Origin of the sequence: Chryseobacterium indologenes (assembly GCF_018362995.1) — a bacterium.
Taxonomy (GTDB): domain Bacteria; phylum Bacteroidota; class Bacteroidia; order Flavobacteriales; family Weeksellaceae; genus Chryseobacterium; species Chryseobacterium indologenes_G.
On sequence record NZ_CP074372.1, the window covers coordinates 3,440,440 to 3,456,687 of the forward strand.

21 protein-coding genes are annotated in these 16,248 nt (G+C 36.9%); 5 read left to right on the top strand and 16 right to left on the bottom strand.

Translation table 11 applies throughout. The features are described from left to right. From DYR29_RS15580 to DYR29_RS15625, 10 genes are all read right to left on the bottom strand, one after another. Positions 1 to 393, bottom strand: a complete 393-nt coding sequence (locus DYR29_RS15580) for a hypothetical protein (RefSeq protein ID WP_142717428.1) — start codon at positions 391 to 393, stop codon at positions 1 to 3. 41 nt (positions 394 to 434) lie between these two features. Beyond that, positions 435 to 788 (bottom strand): four helix bundle protein, encoded by a 354-nt coding sequence (locus DYR29_RS15585; protein WP_213277583.1) that lies wholly within the window; start codon positions 786 to 788, stop codon positions 435 to 437. Positions 789 to 843: 55 nt separating this feature from the next. Then, positions 844 to 2,247, bottom strand: coding sequence for a nucleoside recognition domain-containing protein (locus DYR29_RS15590; RefSeq protein ID WP_213277584.1), 1,404 nt, complete (start codon positions 2,245 to 2,247; stop codon positions 844 to 846). Positions 2,248 to 2,366: 119 nt separating this feature from the next. Continuing rightward, positions 2,367 to 2,876 (bottom strand): DUF6973 domain-containing protein, encoded by a 510-nt coding sequence (locus DYR29_RS15595; protein WP_213277585.1) that lies wholly within the window; start codon positions 2,874 to 2,876, stop codon positions 2,367 to 2,369. Positions 2,877 to 2,930: 54 nt separating this feature from the next. Further along, entirely contained in the window at positions 2,931 to 3,785 is an 855-nt protein-coding gene (gene accD, locus DYR29_RS15600) for an acetyl-CoA carboxylase, carboxyltransferase subunit beta (protein ID WP_047095043.1), read from the bottom strand. A gap of 90 nt (positions 3,786 to 3,875) precedes the next feature. Further along, on the bottom strand, positions 3,876 to 4,946 hold the full coding sequence (fbaA, locus tag DYR29_RS15605; protein ID WP_047422087.1) for a class II fructose-bisphosphate aldolase: 1,071 nt from the start codon (positions 4,944 to 4,946) through the stop codon (positions 3,876 to 3,878). 70 nt (positions 4,947 to 5,016) lie between these two features. Next, entirely contained in the window at positions 5,017 to 5,883 is an 867-nt protein-coding gene (locus DYR29_RS15610; protein ID WP_047422088.1) for an NAD kinase, read from the bottom strand. A 1-nt stretch (position 5,884) separates the two neighbouring features. After that, a complete protein-coding gene (locus tag DYR29_RS15615; RefSeq protein WP_047375984.1) occupies positions 5,885 to 6,538 on the bottom strand; it encodes a CBS domain-containing protein in 654 nt (217 codons plus the stop codon). A gap of 187 nt (positions 6,539 to 6,725) precedes the next feature. Then, a complete protein-coding gene (locus tag DYR29_RS15620) occupies positions 6,726 to 7,256 on the bottom strand; it encodes an RNA methyltransferase (protein WP_213277586.1) in 531 nt (176 codons plus the stop codon). Positions 7,257 to 7,261: 5 nt separating this feature from the next. Continuing rightward, complete coding sequence (locus DYR29_RS15625; RefSeq protein WP_213277587.1) at positions 7,262 to 7,882, bottom strand: toxin-antitoxin system YwqK family antitoxin; 621 nt, start codon at positions 7,880 to 7,882, stop codon at positions 7,262 to 7,264. Between the two features lie 55 nt (positions 7,883 to 7,937). Here DYR29_RS15625 and DYR29_RS15630 point away from each other — a divergent pair, with 55 nt between their 5' ends. Further along, positions 7,938 to 8,537 carry a hypothetical protein gene (locus DYR29_RS15630; RefSeq protein WP_249413515.1) on the top strand — a complete coding sequence of 200 codons (600 nt, stop codon included), beginning with the start codon at positions 7,938 to 7,940 and terminating at the stop codon, positions 8,535 to 8,537. Between the two features lie 12 nt (positions 8,538 to 8,549). Here the strand turns inward: DYR29_RS15630 and DYR29_RS15635 are convergent, their stop codons facing one another. Beyond that, positions 8,550 to 9,446 (bottom strand): bestrophin family protein, encoded by an 897-nt coding sequence (locus DYR29_RS15635; protein WP_223598234.1) that lies wholly within the window; start codon positions 9,444 to 9,446, stop codon positions 8,550 to 8,552. A 243-nt stretch (positions 9,447 to 9,689) separates the two neighbouring features. On the opposite strand from DYR29_RS15635, the gene DYR29_RS15640 reads away from it, so the two are divergent. Continuing rightward, positions 9,690 to 10,565: a cupin-like domain-containing protein gene (locus DYR29_RS15640; protein WP_213277588.1), complete on the top strand. Its 876-nt coding sequence runs from the start codon at positions 9,690 to 9,692 to the stop codon at positions 10,563 to 10,565. A gap of 188 nt (positions 10,566 to 10,753) precedes the next feature. On the opposite strand, the gene DYR29_RS15645 is transcribed toward DYR29_RS15640, so the two are convergent. Further along, positions 10,754 to 11,284 (bottom strand): GNAT family N-acetyltransferase, encoded by a 531-nt coding sequence (locus tag DYR29_RS15645; protein ID WP_213277589.1) that lies wholly within the window; start codon positions 11,282 to 11,284, stop codon positions 10,754 to 10,756. Between the two features lie 126 nt (positions 11,285 to 11,410). On the opposite strand from DYR29_RS15645, the gene mutS reads away from it, so the two are divergent. Next, the gene (gene mutS / locus DYR29_RS15650; protein ID WP_213277590.1) at positions 11,411 to 14,002 is read left to right on the top strand and encodes a DNA mismatch repair protein MutS; all 2,592 of its coding nucleotides are present in this window, start codon (positions 11,411 to 11,413) and stop codon (positions 14,000 to 14,002) included. Positions 14,003 to 14,037: 35 nt separating this feature from the next. Here mutS and DYR29_RS15655 read toward each other — a convergent pair whose 3' ends face one another. The 4 genes from DYR29_RS15655 to DYR29_RS15670 all read right to left on the bottom strand — a co-directional run bounded on the left by DYR29_RS15655 (position 14,038) and on the right by DYR29_RS15670 (position 14,914). Further along, positions 14,038 to 14,196 (bottom strand): hypothetical protein, encoded by a 159-nt coding sequence (locus DYR29_RS15655; protein WP_213277591.1) that lies wholly within the window; start codon positions 14,194 to 14,196, stop codon positions 14,038 to 14,040. A gap of 29 nt (positions 14,197 to 14,225) precedes the next feature. Continuing rightward, positions 14,226 to 14,393 carry a bacteriocin gene (locus tag DYR29_RS15660; protein WP_213277592.1) on the bottom strand — a complete coding sequence of 56 codons (168 nt, stop codon included), beginning with the start codon at positions 14,391 to 14,393 and terminating at the stop codon, positions 14,226 to 14,228. Between the two features lie 158 nt (positions 14,394 to 14,551). After that, complete coding sequence (locus DYR29_RS15665) at positions 14,552 to 14,710, bottom strand: hypothetical protein (RefSeq protein WP_213277593.1); 159 nt, start codon at positions 14,708 to 14,710, stop codon at positions 14,552 to 14,554. A 42-nt stretch (positions 14,711 to 14,752) separates the two neighbouring features. Further along, a complete protein-coding gene (locus DYR29_RS15670; protein WP_213277594.1) occupies positions 14,753 to 14,914 on the bottom strand; it encodes a hypothetical protein in 162 nt (53 codons plus the stop codon). A gap of 150 nt (positions 14,915 to 15,064) precedes the next feature. On the opposite strand from DYR29_RS15670, the gene DYR29_RS15675 reads away from it, so the two are divergent. Further along, complete coding sequence (locus DYR29_RS15675; protein ID WP_213277595.1) at positions 15,065 to 15,553, top strand: TlpA family protein disulfide reductase; 489 nt, start codon at positions 15,065 to 15,067, stop codon at positions 15,551 to 15,553. A gap of 10 nt (positions 15,554 to 15,563) precedes the next feature. Next, positions 15,564 to 16,217, top strand: a complete 654-nt coding sequence (locus DYR29_RS15680; protein ID WP_213277596.1) for a thioredoxin family protein — start codon at positions 15,564 to 15,566, stop codon at positions 16,215 to 16,217. Positions 16,218 to 16,248 lie beyond the last annotated feature (31 nt).

A 16,248-nucleotide genomic window follows, 5' to 3' on the forward strand; every position in this document is an offset into this window, starting at 1 on the left:
TTATTCAAGTGCTTTTTTTAATTCATTGATTCTGTTAATAATCGGAAGGGCAAAAATGCCGCTGGTCTGAAGATACAACTCATAGAAAGTCTTTGCTTTATCCTGAAAATCCTTGTTCTGATCATGTCTGCTATTGAAATAGAAAAGGTTCCCCAGCATTTCATAATAATCTTTGTGATCCCTTTCCTGTCTTTCATTAACGAGGGCAATCATTTCTTCTTTAGTTTTAGAAGAAACTTCTGTGAAGCTCATCTTAAAAATGTCTCTCATCAGAGTATCAAAGTCCAGTTCTTTCTGCATTAAACTTTCTTCAGGTTTATCCAGAATCAGTTTTTCCAATGCCTGGGTTAACTGGCGGATGAGTCTTAGGGTGAATTCTTTATCGGTAATCATAATAGGGCATTTTGTTGCTAGTTGCTAGTTGTTGGTTTGGATTAGGTTCGCCAGCTTAATTGGACGTATTTTATAAAGTTATTGATTTTTCCTCCTAAGAGTTTGTATTGTTCTGATTTTTCTTTAAAGTCTGAGCTTAAATCCGGATAGAGACGGTTGATTTTTGACAAGTGACAAACTGTTTCGTCACAACTTGCCTGAGAGTAAGTAAGAAATCTGATAAAGTCACCTTTGTAATTGTTTCTTCCATAACCTTCTGCAATGTCGTAACAAACAGAATCTGCAGAACGTCTCAATTGGCTTCCTAATTCATATAATTCATTGAGCGATAATTTATGTGTTTCAATAAACAATTCAAAAGCAATATTATAAATGTCAAGTTTTTCGTAACTCATTAATATCTTTTTTTACGGGTAAAAAACTAGAAACCAGCAACTAGCAACTTTTTTATTAAGCAAAGAATAAATATGCCAATGCGATTGCTGTAATAACGCCCACCAAATCGGCCAGAAGCATAGCAATTACAGTGTATCTTGTATTCTTAACGGCTACGGCACCAAAGTAGACTGCAATTACGTAAAACGTCGTATCTGAGCTTCCCTGAAGTACGGCTGCCAATTTTCCCTGGAAACTATCAGCTCCGAAAGTACTCATCGTATCCACCATCATTCCTCTGGCTCCTGAACCTGATAAAGGCTTGATTAAAGCTGTCGGAAGCCCGTCTACGAATCTTGGATCCATATTCGCAACATTCGCAACCCATTTCATTCCGTCAATGATCACATCAAAAACTCCTGAAGTTCGTAACAGGGAAATGGCAATCAGCATCCCAACCAGATAAGGAATAATCTTGACACAGGTCGTGAATCCTTCTTTTGCACCTTCAATAAAAGCATCAAAAACGTTGATTTTCTTATAAACAGCACCTAATACAATTGCAAGGAAGATAAAGAGAATAAGACCATTGCTTAATACCTTACTGAAATCATCCAGTTCATCTTTACTCAATTGTATAAGGTACAGAACCAATAAAGCAATAATAGCTGAAATTCCCCCCACATAAGCGATGACTACCGGACGGAGAAGGTTGATTTTCTGGTATAAAGAAACAATAATCATTGCCGCCAAAGTAGCTGCGAAAGTAGCAATCATACAGGGCAGGAAAATATCTGTAGGTGTTTTGGAACCCATTGATGCTCTGATAGCAATAATGGAGACGGGAATTAAAGTCATTCCTCCGGCGTGAAGACACAGGAACATAATTTGTGAATTGCTGGCTGTCTCTTTATTTGGATTTAAAGTCTGAAGGCTTTCCATAGCTTTTAAACCAAAAGGAGTGGCAGCATTATCCAGTCCCAAAAGGTTGGCGCTGAAGTTCATCAGCATATGTCCAAATGCGGGATGGTTTTTAGGGATATCAGGAAATAGTTTTGAGAAGAAAGGCTGTATCAGACGGCTTAAAAGGTTAATTCCACCTGCTTTTTCAGCAATGCTCATGAATCCCATAAACAGGGTCATAATTCCTATAAGACCAAGACAGATCTTCACCGCAGTTTCAGAGGTTCCGATGACTCCATCAGCTTCCTGAACGCGATAAACATTTACATTTTGTTTTAAAGAATCTGTTTTATAATGAATTCTGCTGTCTGCAAAATCATTCTTTTTCATCAGGCTGTCTCTTACAACAGGGGAGAGGCTGTTCATAGGCTGGGATGCAATCTTCACTGTATCACCTCCTTTTCCTACTACCATATCATTGAAAATGGTTTTGTAGTGACCTGACGAAACATATTTTATACTGGCAATGGCAATGGCAATGATAATAAAAGCCGACCAAATTCTGCTGAGAACCATCTGATTGATTTAATTGTTTAAACTTATCAAAAATACTTTAAACCACAAAAATAACTAAAGTCTTTTGTTATTCTGACGTGAAATAAATTAATGATGGTTTCGGGTTTTAAATAAAAGGATTATTCTTCCAGATAAACAAGATGCCCCTCAAAATCGTCTTCAAGATTTTTTAGAACCTTTGCATCATCCATTTTTTTGACCAAGGCTTCTACAAAAAAGCTTTTTTCAAAAAACTGGCGGTGAATTCCAGGTAAAAGTTCCATGAAATAATCCATTCCGATTTTGTTATTATGAAGATCCATTTTGGTTTCCAAAGGCTCATTCGGGAAAAGTTCTTCATGCAGGTCTGTTATTCTTTTGCAGAAATCAAGCGCCTTTTTAGGGGAAGAAATTTTACAGCAGTACATCATAATGAAGCAGCACCAGAGAGCATGTCTGAATGCATTTCCAATTCCATTTGTGGAGGCTGTCTTAGGAAATTTTTTCTGCGCTATGGTAAACGCCTTTACCGTGGCATGAAAGCTCAGCAGGGCAAAAAGAGGATGGGGAAGGATAAGTGATAAAAGACGTATAATCTTTTTAAAACTCATACTTCTGATGGTATTGAAAAATATCTTAAAAGTCCTCATAAATAAAAATCTCTCCCTAATTAGAGAGAGATTGTATTGTTTTTGTTACAGATACTATGCTTTTACAGCTAATAAATTTACTGTTTTTGCAACAGTATCCTGAATTTCAGTTCTTTTTACGATGAAATCTACAAATCCTTTTTCCTGTAAGAATTCTGATGTCTGGAATCCTTCCGGTAAGTCTCTACCGATTGTTTCACGGATTACTCTTGGCCCCGCGAAACCGATCAATGCTCCCGGCTCTGCCATGATGATATCAGCAGTCATTGCGAAAGAAGCAGTAATTCCTCCGAATGTAGGGTCACAAAGATAAGCGATGTATAAAAGTCCTGCTTCAGAAAGCTGAGCCAGCTTAGCCTGAACTTTTGCCAACTGCATCAAAGAGTAAGTGGCTTCCTGCATTCTCGCTCCTCCGGACTGACAGATAATCATATACGGAAGTTTGTGCTTGATACAGTAGTCTACTGCTCTTCTGATCTTTTCTCCCATTACAGAACCCAAAGATCCACCGATGAAAGCAAAATCCATACAAGAAACTACCATTTCAGTTCCTTTTACGGTTCCTACAGCATTTCTGATAGAATCAGTAAGCTTGGTCTTTGCTTTTACTTCTTTCAAACGGTCTTTGTAAGGCTTTGTATCTTTGAAGTTTAAGATATCAATACTTTCAACGTTGGCATCCAGTTCGGTAAATTTACCACCGTCAAAAAGGATGTCAAAAAATTCCGCACTTCCTATTCTTACATGAAATCCGTCTTCAGGAGAAACATAGTTATTTCTCTTTAGTTCATCATGTTCCACAACTTTTCCGGATGGAGTCTGATGCCAAAGGCCTTTGGGAACGTCCTTTTTTTCATCAGTAGAAGTGGTAATGTTTTTTGCTTTTCTTTTAAACCAGTCGAATGCCATTTTTGCTTGTATTAATGTATAAATGTAAAATGTACCAATGTAAATGTATTTCTTATGAATACTTTTTACATCGGTACAAATGTACAGTTCTTATTTTAAAGTATTTACGTTATTTAAATCTTCAAATGCTTTCACCAATCTTGTAGAGAATGTTTCCTCACCTTTTCTTACCCAAACTCTTGGGTCATAGAATTTCTTGTTAGGTTTTTCTTCTCCTTCAGGGTTTCCGATTTGAGCTCTTAAATAATCAATATTGTTTACCATATAATCTCTAACGCCTTCTGTATATGCAAACTGAAGGTCAGTATCGATATTCATTTTGATCACTCCGTAGTCAATAGCTTCTCTGATTTCCTCTAAAGTAGATCCTGAACCACCATGGAATACAAAGTTGATAGGTTTAGCAGCTGTTCCGAATTTCTCCTGAACATATTTCTGAGAATTGTCAAGGATTTTCGGTGTAAGAACTACGTTTCCTGGCTTGTAAACTCCGTGTACGTTACCGAAAGCAGCAGCAATGGTAAAGTTGTCAGAAATAGCTTTTAGTTTTTCATACGTGTAAGCTATATCTTCAGGCTGAGTATATAATTTAGAGTTATCAACGTCTGAGTTGTCAACACCATCTTCTTCACCTCCTGTAACCCCGATTTCTACTTCAAGAGTCATCTGAAGCTTAGCCATTCTTTCGAAATACTGAGCTGAGATCTCAAGGTTTTCTTCTAAAGACTCTTCAGAAAGGTCTAACATGTGAGAAGAGTAAAGAGATTTTCCTGTCTGCTTGAAGAAATCTTCGTTAGCATCCATCAATCCATCAATCCAAGGAAGCAATTTCTTTGCACAGTGGTCTGTGTGTAGAATTACTGTTGCTCCGTAAGCTTCTGCCAGAGTGTGGATATGTTTTGCACCAGCGATCGATCCTAAGATGGCAGCCTTTTGTCCGTCATTGTTTAATCCTTTTCCTGCGTTGAATGCAGCTCCACCATTTGAAAACTGAATAATTACAGGAGAGTTCAATTTCGCTGCAGTTTCCATCACAGCGTTTACATTGCTTGATCCAATTACGTTTACTGCAGGTAATGCAAACTTGTTTTCTTTAGCATACTGAAAGATATCAGTAACTAGCTGACCTGTGGCAACTCCTGCCGGAAAAATTCTGCTCATGTTTTACTTTTTGTTATAAATTTATTAGGTGTTTTAATTTCGTGTAAAGGTAATCATTTTTAAGAAATTACTAATTTCTTTTATCTCTTCCCCAAAGTAGCTTCTGACGGATCGTCTCATAGAAACTCAAACTGTTGGGCTGTACCAGAAGAAGCTGGAATGCCGCCTTTTTGATGATAATTTCCTTATCGGTTTCTATATGGATCAGTCGGGAGTCCAGAGAAAGGGAATATTGAGGTACACGGCTTTCCACCCTGAATTTTATTTCTACTTTATCATTTACTACTAATGGTCTCACATTTAGATTGTGAGGCGCAATGGGAGTGATGACGAAATTTTCGTTGTTTGGAGAAATAATGGGCCCGCCACAGCTCAAGGAGTAAGCGGTAGAACCTGTAGGAGTTGATATGATAACACCATCACCCCAGAATACATTCAAAAACTCATTATTGATGTAAGAATCTACTGTAATCATTGAGGTGGTTTCTTTTCTGGAAACCGTAACGTCGTTCAGGGCATAAGGGAAAGACCCCTCCAGATTGGGAGAAACAACTTCAATGACGGATCGGCGGCTGGTTTTTACATCTCCTTTTAATATGGAATCCAGTTCTTTAAAAGCTTCTTCCTTAGTGAAAAAAGCCAAAAAACCAAGTCTTCCCGTGTTTACTCCTACAACAGGAATTTCAAGATCTTCAATAAAGGTTAAAGAATTTACAATCGTTCCGTCTCCACCGAAAGTGAAAAACAGATCGACTTCCTTATCCAGAAGATCCTGCTTACAGTTGAAGGTTTCGAAGATTTTTGAGAACTGAAGTGCTTCAGCCATTTCATCGTACAGAACAGATTTTACATCTCTGGCTTCAAGTTCAGAGATAAACTTGCTTAAATATAAAAAAGTATCAAGATCTTTTTTCTGAGAATATATGGCTGCCTTCATGTTATATTTCTATGAATTTTTGTAAAAACCCAAATCGGTCTTTAAACAGATCGGATTTCTCATCAGAATAGTATTTTTCAACAATTCTGTAGTCATACCGGTCAAAAGTTGAGTCTATCGAGGCCAGATTTTCATTGCTGATCTTTATGGTGATTTGAACCACTTCTTCAGACATAAAGCTTATAAACCCTCCATAAAACTTCGAGTTGTTGCTTTCTACGATATTGGTAATCTCCGTCATGGAATATTTTCTGGCAGGAGTTTCTACAGTAAGAATGGCACCTGTTTCTGAAAATAAAGGATAACGGGAAAGATCCTGGAAAACATCTTCACAGGTGATATACCCCAGATATTTTTCATTTTTATTAATCACCGGGATCACATTGCTGCTGAAGGTATAAAACAGACGGATACTGTCCATAATATTGCTGTCCTCCAGAATAGCAAACCGCTCAATCTGATGCTCAAGATCCTTCAAAGTCCCGCCATCTTCTTCATACAGAAAATCCATTGCAAGGGCTCCGTAGAAATGGTGGGATTTTTTGATAAAAACATGGGAATATCCAAAATCTTCCAACATATTTCTGGCCGACTCTATAGAGTCAGACAAGCTAAAACATGGAAAGTCTTTTGAGATATAGTCCTTGATAAACATTGTGCTAATTTATAAAAAATTAAATGAAACTTTTTCTGAAAACCCGACTTTTTTTAAGCTGAAACAAAAAAAATGCCATCAAAATTTGTTTGTAATGAAAAAAAAAGTACCTTTGTCGCCTTTCATTTTTACTTTTTATTAGATTTATTTCAAACTGCACTGTCTACTAAGGACATATGCAGTTTTTTTATTTTAACGCTTTTGCGAATTCCCACATTACAATTCCGCCACATACACTTACATTCAGAGAATGCTTTGTTCCAAGCTGTGGAATTTCTAAAAATACATCAATATTAGGAAGAACTTCATCACTGATTCCTTCCACTTCGTTCCCTAAAATCAGGGCATATTTTTTCGATCTGTCAATCGTAAAATCAGTGATAAGCTGGCTTCCGGTAGTCTGCTCAATCCCGATGATTTCGTATCCTTTGCTTTTCAGATCAGAAATCGCTGTATTGGTTGCTGTCTCATGAGACCAGTCTACACTTTCTGTTGCTCCCAATGCCGCTTTATGAATCTCACGGTGGGGTGGCTGCGGCGTGATCCCGCAAAGGATTATTTTTTCAATTAAAAAGGCATCTGCCGTTCTGAAGGCTGCACCTACATTGTGCATACTTCTGATATTATCTAAAATGATGACCACCGGAATTTTTTCAACCTTCTTAAATGTTTCTACATCTATTCTGTTAAGTTCTTCCAGTTTTAGTTTCTGTACCAATTGTATTATTTTGTTGAGATTAATTTTCCGTCTTTATAGACCTCTGTTTTTTCTATGCTTCCGTCTTCACGGTAATGAACCCTGTTGCCATTTCTCTTGTCGTTGGCAAACTCAGTTTCACGCTGTAACTTTCCTGATGGATAAAATACTTTCCATTTTCCGGTCGCAAGGCCGTTGTCATACTGGCCAATATCTTTCACGGATTTTCCGTCTTCATGGAAGGTTTTGCTTTCTCCCTGTAATTTATTGAATTTATAATTCGAAATTTCAGTTATTTTGCCGGCTGGAGAATAAAAAGTAGCGGTAAGGCTGTTATCATAAACATTCTTTTCTCCGTTTCTGAAAGCTTCCTTGGAAGTAAGTACTCCGTTTTTATCAAAATAGGACCATTCTTTTACTTTGAATCCTTTCTTATATTCTCCTTTAGACTGAATTTTTCCGTTATCGTAATAAAAAACAGCATCTCCGTCCAGTTTCCCTTTTTCCCATTCTACTGTATTTTTTACCTGCCCGTTGTCATAGAATTCTTTGCAGGATCCCTCCTGTAATCCGTCTTTGTATCCACAAGGTTTCTGTGCCAGAATCATGACAGAAGTGGAAAAAAACAATAGAAACATGTACTTCATAGCTATTTTTACTTCAAAAATAGTAAAATACTTATATTTGACTCAAAAATATACTATGAAAAAATTATTCACCTTATTCATGCTGATATGTGGATTTATGTATTTTGAAGCACAAAATACATATTATCCTCAAGCGTTTTTCGATAAAAAATTGGCCAGAGATATGCTGGGATTCGGAAATTCTACCATTGAAGGCGTTGCTTCCACCAAACAAAAAAACAATTGGGGCATCAAGCCATTGCTTGGAGAAAAGCATTACGCACCCAAAGGAACTGTTGTCATGCTTTTCCCTGTAACTCCCTATTTTGAGGAGTTTTATGATATGAGGAAGAAATATGAAAACAAAAAGACAACGGTATATATGTCCGAAGAAGCTTTTAAATACAGAGTGGAAGCTTTAACGGATGATCATGGTAGATTTAAATTCGAAAAACTGAAACCCGGTAAGTATTATCTTGAAACGATCGTAAATTTTACGGCAACGGCAAGTTATCAGCAGCAGACGGGAACTTCAGATGCTTATAACGGTTATGGAGCTTATATGTATTCAACACCAATATATAGTACGTTTTTCTACGGATATTCTGCTGCCAACAGGGAAAGCAAGTTTGTAGAAATAAAACAGGATGGCGAACTCAAAGAAATCAAGCTTTAAAAGCTTGATTTTTTATTTTCTGATCATAATCTGATGCACATTTTTTTCAATATTCTGTGCTAATGTTTCCATAGGAATATCATTTTCATCATTGTTGAAAGGATCTTCAATTTCTTCAGCAATCAGCTCAAGGCTCATTAAAACATAATAGACGAAAACGGTAAGCGGAATCATGAAAAGACCGATAGTGATCACATACGCAATAGGCAGTGCAAAAACGTACAGGATAATAAATTTTTTGATGAAAGAAGAGTAAGAGTAAGGAATCGGAGTATTTTTAATTCTTTCACAGCCTCCACACACATCCAGAAATCCTGAAAGCTGAGTGTCTAAATACAGCATTTCAATTTCTGAAATTTTACCTTCTTTCTTTAATAAGTTCAATTTGTGGGTCAGCAGGATAACAATTTCACTTGGACCATGATTTTTTAATGAACTTTCTATTTCAGAATAATCTTCATCCAAAGCCAGCCTTGTAGATTCTTTGGAAAGATGTTTGGCTAAAAAGTGCGGGAAATACTTTAAATATCTTGCAATCTGCTCAGCATCCTGACGGTTGTCACCCAGAATAGTATTGATTTTTACAGCAAAATTTCTGGTGTCATTGACCAGTTTTCCCCAAAGCTTTCTCCCTTCCCACCATCTGTCATAAGCTGTGTTGGTTCTGAAAACCAATAAAAGTGAAAGCACAAAACCCAGCAGAGAGTGAATCATTCCCACATTACTGATTCCTGATTTTGATGTAAGATGAAGATATTCCACTTCCAGATACTGAATTCCCCAGGAATAAAGTCCTATAAGAACCATGCTTGGAAAAAGGATCTTCAGCGTATCACTTTTATGTAAACTGAAAAGGATTTTAAGGAAATGTTTGGTATTGTAGACTCTCATAAATTCACTTGTTACCACAAATATAAATTTTTCATCTGAGCTCTGCTAATAAAGTAAGGAAGTCTGAAGCTGGAAGAGGGAAGTTATTGAAGCCGAAGGAAAATCTAAGTTTTCCATAAAAGGTTTTATAAAATGAAATATAGACATTTGTAGACAAATCTTAACTTCCAGCATCCCACTTCCAGCTTTCAGCTCTTTTAATCTTAATTTTCTCAGGTTTCAAAAAAACACTATTTTTATTTCGCATTAAATACAAAATACATGATCCTCGAAAACGTAGATATTGTAAATGATATCAGTAAAGAAGATTTTCAGAAAAATTATTTTAAGAAGCAAAAACCTCTTTTGATAAAGAATTTTGCCAGCAGATGGGATGCTTTCGACAAATGGAGTCTTGCTTACATCCGGGAAAAAGCAGGAGATCAGGAAGTTCCGTTGTATGACAATAAGCCTGCAGATGCCGCCAAAAGTTCTGATGCTCCGGTAGCCCAAATGAAAATGAAGGAGTATATTGATACCATAAAAAGTAAACCTTCGGATCTGCGTATCTTTTTTTATATCATAACAGACAGACTTCCTGAGCTGCTGAAAAACTTTACTTATCCGGATCTTGGTATAAAATTCTTTAAAAGATTGCCAACGTTATTCTTCGGGGGCAGTGAAGCTCATGTTTTAATGCATTATGATGTGGATTTGGGAGATTTTATGCATATCCATTTTGAAGGAAAGAAAAGAATTCTTTTGTTTGATCAGAAGCAATCTCCTTTTTTATATAAAGTTCCCTTATCTGTTCATACGGTATATGAGGTAGATTATGAAAATCCGGATTACGAAAAGTTTCCGGCACTGAAATATGCGAAAGGCTATGAAATTTTTATGGAACATGGTGATGCCCTTTTTATTCCGGGAGCTTTCTGGCACTTCAACAGATACCTGGAGCCCGGCTTTTCACTTTCATTAAGAGCACTTCCCAATAAACCGAATGTATTTGCCAATATGCTGTATCATGTTTTCATTATGAGATACACGGATAAGATAATGCGCAAACTATTCAAAGCCAAATGGGTGAACTACAAGCAAAAATGGGCCTATAAAAAAAGTTCTGAGGCTTTGGAAAAGCACCTTTCAAAAAAATAAATATTATACATTTGATAATTTTAACGCATTGAGCGCAAGGCTCAGGGATAGCTGCTGATAAAGCTTCGCAAAGGCGTTTCACTCAGCGAGGGAAGCACTTCAATTACTAAATGAAATGCCCTTGCGAACGAAAATAAGAAGCATCAATATCAATTTTCTTTGCTTCTTAGCGTTAGATTTAGAGCAATTTATTTATTGATAAGCCCGAAAATTGTTGCATCTACAAATTTTCCTTTTTCAAAAAAATAATCTTTCAACGTTCCTTCTTTGCTGAAGTTTAAAGAAGATAAAAGCCTTTCAGAAGAGATATTGGAAGGGTCAATGAATGCATCTACGCGGTGCAGTCTCATGGTTTCAAATCCATAAGTCAGGATAGGAAGAATAGCTTCTTTCATATAAGACTGCTGCCAGAATTTTGGATTGAGCTCATAGCCGATTTCAGCTCTGAAATGTTCCCTGTACCAGTTGTGGTAGCCACAGGTGCCAATAACTTTCTTTTCAGATTTCAGTTCCAGCGCCCATCGGAATCCTTTTCCTTTTTCAAACTCGCTGTTAAAATGCTGAATAATGCGACGGGAGTCCTCTTCTGTTTTAAAGGTTTCAAGATCATAATATTCCATAACTTCATCGAGAGAAAAATATTCGAACAGATCTTGGGTATCATTAAAAGTAAGCTGACGTAAAATAAGCCTTTCAGTCTCTAAGACAGGAAATTCCATAAATAATGTGATTTGATGGGTGAAAAGTACGATTAATTACTGATAAAGAAAAGTATAGAAGATTAACCCCTAAACAATTCTCTTAGCCTGAATTTATTTTTCTAAATTTGGGGCTCATTTTTTACTATGGCAAAATCGAAGAAGGAAACCCCGTTAATGACGCAGTACAATACCATCAAGGGTAAATACCCGGATGCGCTATTACTTTTCAGAGTAGGGGACTTTTATGAAACTTTTGGGCAGGATGCTGTGAAAACATCCCAGATTCTTGGCATTGTTCTTACCAAAAGAAACAACGGGGAAGGAAGTGTGGAGCTGGCAGGATTTCCGCACCATTCAATAGATTCTTATCTTCCGAAACTGGTAAGAGCAGGAATGAGAGTGGCCATCTGTGATCAGCTGGAAGATCCCAAAATGGTGAAGGGTATTGTAAAACGTGGTGTTACTGAGTTGGTTACGCCTGGAGTTACCTTCAATGACCAGGTTTTAAATTCAAAAAAGAACAATTTCCTGCTTTCATTACACAAAGAAAAAGAGAAATATGGAATCGCTTTAGTGGATATCTCTACCGGCGAGTTCCTGGTAAGTGAAGGAAATCTGGAGAAGCTTTTGCACATTGTCAATACATTTGATCCCAGTGAGATTATTTATCAGAGAAGCGTACAGATTCCTGATCAGATTAAGAATAGAAGTGCCTTTAAACTGGAAGACTGGGCTTTCCAATATAATTTTGCTTATGAAAAATTAACGAATCACTTCAAAACCAATTCATTAAAAGGATTTGGTGTAGAAAACTTTCCGCTGGCCATTACTGCAGCAGGAGCTATTTTTGCTTATCTGGTGGAAGATACCCATCATAATCTGCTGGCCCATATTACAAAGCTTCAGATCATTCCACAGGAAGATTATCTGATGATGGATAATTTTACCCTGAGAAACCTTGAAATTGTTTATCCAAGCAATCCACAGGGAAAATCTCTGCTGGATATCATTGATAAAACCTCTACTCCGATGGGAGGAAGGCTTTTGAGGAGAAGAATCATTCTTCCCTTAAAATCAGTGGATGAAATTATGAGAAGACTTTCTCTGATTGATTTCTTAAACGAGAATGATCATCTGAAATATGAGATCTGCCAGCTTCTGAAATCGATTTCTGATCTTGACCGACTAATGGGAAAACTGGCTGCAGAGAAAATTTCACCTAAAGAACTGGGATATCTTCGTCAAAGTTTAATTAATATTCACAAAATCAAAGCGTTATTGCATCCTCATGCAGATGTGCTGGCGTGGCTGGAGCCTTTGTTTGATCTTGAAGAACTGATTAAATTCCTTCAGAATCATCTTAATGAAGAACTTCCGGTAAGTATTGCCAAAGGAAATATCATTAAAGAAGGTGTTTCTGAAGAGCTGGACAGATTGAGAAATCTACAGAATAAAGGGCGTGGATTCCTGGACGAAATGTGCCAGAGAGAGATTGAAAGAACAGGTATTACAAGCCTTAAAATTGATTTTAATAACGTTTTCGGATACTATATTGAAGTCCGGAATACTCATAAAGATAAAGTTCCTGATGATTGGGTAAGAAAGCAAACCCTGGTTAATGCTGAAAGATATATTACCGAAGAATTAAAGGAATACGAAAGCCAGATCCTTGGTGCTGAAGAAAAAATAGGAGTTCTGGAAACTTCGCTGTACAGAAATGTATGTGCAGAAACGATGGTTTATATTGACCAGATCCAGGGAAACTCCAATATCATTGCTCAGCTTGATGTAGCGGCCGGACTATCTGAACTGGCTGTTTCTGAGAGTTATACAAAGCCTATTTTGAATGATGGCTATGCAATTGATTTAAAAGAAGCCAGACATCCGATCATTGAGAATGCGCTTCCGCTGGGTGAAAAGTATATTCCGAATGATATCTTCCTAGACAAACATTCCCAGCAGATTATTATGGTGACAGGACCGAACATGGCCGGTAAATCCGCCATTCTGCGCCAGACTGCTATTGTTTGTCTTTTGGCTCAGATAGGAAGCTTTGTCCCTGCAAAGCATGCTGAAATAGGAATGCTGGATAAGATCTTTACGAGGGTAGGTGCTACAGACAATATTTCTGCAGGTGAATCAACTTTCATGGTAGAAATGAACGAGGCAGCGAATATTTTGAACAATATTTCAGAGCGAAGCCTTATTCTGCTGGACGAAATTGGTCGTGGGACTTCCACTTATGACGGGGTTTCTATTGCATGGGCAATTGCAGAATACCTTCATCAGCATCCAACACAATCCAAGACTTTGTTTGCTACACATTATCATGAACTGAATGAAATGACTATCAATTTCGAAAGGGTGAAAAACTTCCACGTTTCTATTCAGGAAAACAAAGGAAACATTATTTTCCTGAGAAAACTGATTCCTGGTGGAAGTGAGCACAGTTTTGGTATTCATGTAGCAAAACTGGCGGGAATGCCTGCCAAAGTGGTGAACAGAGCCAATGAGATTCTTAAAACACTTGAAGCGAGCAGAACGCAGGGAAGTGGAGGTACTTCTGAGAGTATCAAAAGAGTGACTGAAGAAAATATGCAGCTCTCTTTCTTCCAGCTGGATGATCCTGTTCTGGAAAATATCCGTGAGGAGCTGACGAAAATAGATATTAATACATTGACACCTATTGAAGCTTTAATGAAGCTGAATGCAATAAAAAAAATGATTGGAGGTTAATCCAATCATTTTTTTTAATAATGTTAAAAGCTTGATTAGCAGCAGTAGCCGTCTTTACCCTTTGGGCCGATAATAAGGAAGTGACTTACTCCTCTTAGCTTGCATAAACCTTCTGCGCAGGCAGCTATACCTCCGTTGATTTCTTTAAGCTCGGCTTTGGTGAGTTTTCTTGTGTTGAGGTTTGAATTTTTCATATTTTCCAAGTTTATATTGTATAACTTGGTTAACAGCAAAATCCATCCTGCATGCCAGGCACTCCATATCGTTCTTCTCCGGTGTGAGGATCTGTGCAGCTTATTACTCTAGGGCAGATGGGTCTGTTAGCTCCTCCGCTGATTTCTTTAAGCTCATTTTTACTAAGCTTTCTTTTTTGATTCTTTGAATTTTTCATAATAATTTTAATTTGGTAAAAGCTAATTTACAAGTTATTTTAATATTTGCAAAATATTGTGAGTCAAATTGTTAACTTTTTTTCGCGAAATCTATTTTATGAAAAAAGATTGAGGGGTTGCCTCAATCCTTATTTATCTAACAAAGCTTTATTTGATATTAACAGCAATATCCGTCTCTTCCTACCGGCCCTATTACAAACTCGCCGTCACCCCTGTCACAAAGTCCTTCCGGGCATACAACAGGTCCGTTACCTCCGTTAATCTCTTTCAATTCGCTTTTTGTTAATTTTCTTTTTTGAATGTTTGATTTTTTCATGGTAATTTTTAGTTTTGATTTGATTTTTCTTGAAGTTTTTAATTAGCAACAGAATCCATCTTTTCCCACCAGACCTGGAACCAGTTCTCCTGAGTCAGGTTGTGTACAGAACCCCCGAAGGCATCTTGGAGGAAGTGCTCCACCGTTAATTTCTTTTAGTTCGCTTTTGGAAAGCTTTCTCTTTTGAGTGTTTGAATTTTTCATGGTAATTTTAGTTTTGATTCTGAGCTAATTTACATTTTATTTTTATTAATTCAACAGTTGGTGAAAGAATATTGTGCAATAAATAGAATTCTTAACAAATTTTAACAAGTTGATTCTCATTGAGAAAGAATGCATTTATTAATTTTGAATATGAAGAATTTAATAAAGATACTAGCTGTATTTATATTTTGTACGGTTTTTAAAGCTCAGCAGACAGAAGTTTCTGTGATAAAATATGAAGATCTGGAAAAGAGGATCCAGCAGGAAAAAGATAAATTATTGGTTGTCAATTTTTGGTCAACCACCTGTGGACCATGTGTAAAAGAGCTTCCCCATTTTATGGAAGTGAATGGTGAGTTTACAGATAATCAGAAATTTAAAATGATCTTAGTTTCACTGGACAGGCTTGCAGATAAAGAAAGGGTAGTGAAATTCATTAAAAATAAAAACCTTACTGCTGAAGTTCTCTTGCTGGATGATATCAAAAGAATGAATACCTGGATTCCAAAGTTTGAAAAAGACTGGGATGGGAATATTCCTGTGACACTGTTCTATAAAAACGGAGCGAAATTTCATTTCAATGACGGTGAAATGAGCAAAGAAGACCTTGAAAAAACAATTAAAGAAAATCTACAATAAATAATCGATTATGAAAGACCTGAAAATTTTAATGACCGCATTCATCGTTGGACTTGGGTTACTGAGCTTTACGACGACGAATCATGATAGAAACAATACCCAGAAAGAGAATATTTCTGCAAAAGGCTATGAAGTAGGAGATGAAGCTGCTGATTTTAAACTTAAAAATATCGATGGTAAAATGGTTTCTTTAAGCGATTTTAAGAGTGCAAAAGGATTCATTGTGGTATTTACATGCAACCACTGCCCATATGCCAAGAAATATGAAGACAGGATTATTGAGCTGGATAAAAAATATAAAGCTCAGGGATATCCGGTAATTGCAATCAATCCTAATGATCCTAATGTACAGCCCGAAGATGGCTACCAACAGATGATTGAAAGAGCAAAGCAGAAAGGATTTACTTTTCCGTATCTGGTAGATGAAGGGCAGAAAATTTATCCGCAGTATGGAGCTACAAAGACGCCTCATGTGTTTGTACTGAAGAAAGAAAACGGAAAGAATATCGTAAAATACATTGGCGCAATCGACAACAATTATGATAACCCGAATGATGTATCCGAATATTATGCTCAGGATGCCGTAAATGCCCTGATAAAAGATGAACCGGTGAAAATGACAAAAACGGTAGCTATCGGATGTACAATTAAAGTAAAGAAATAATATATTTGCTCCTATAAAAATAAAATCGGTG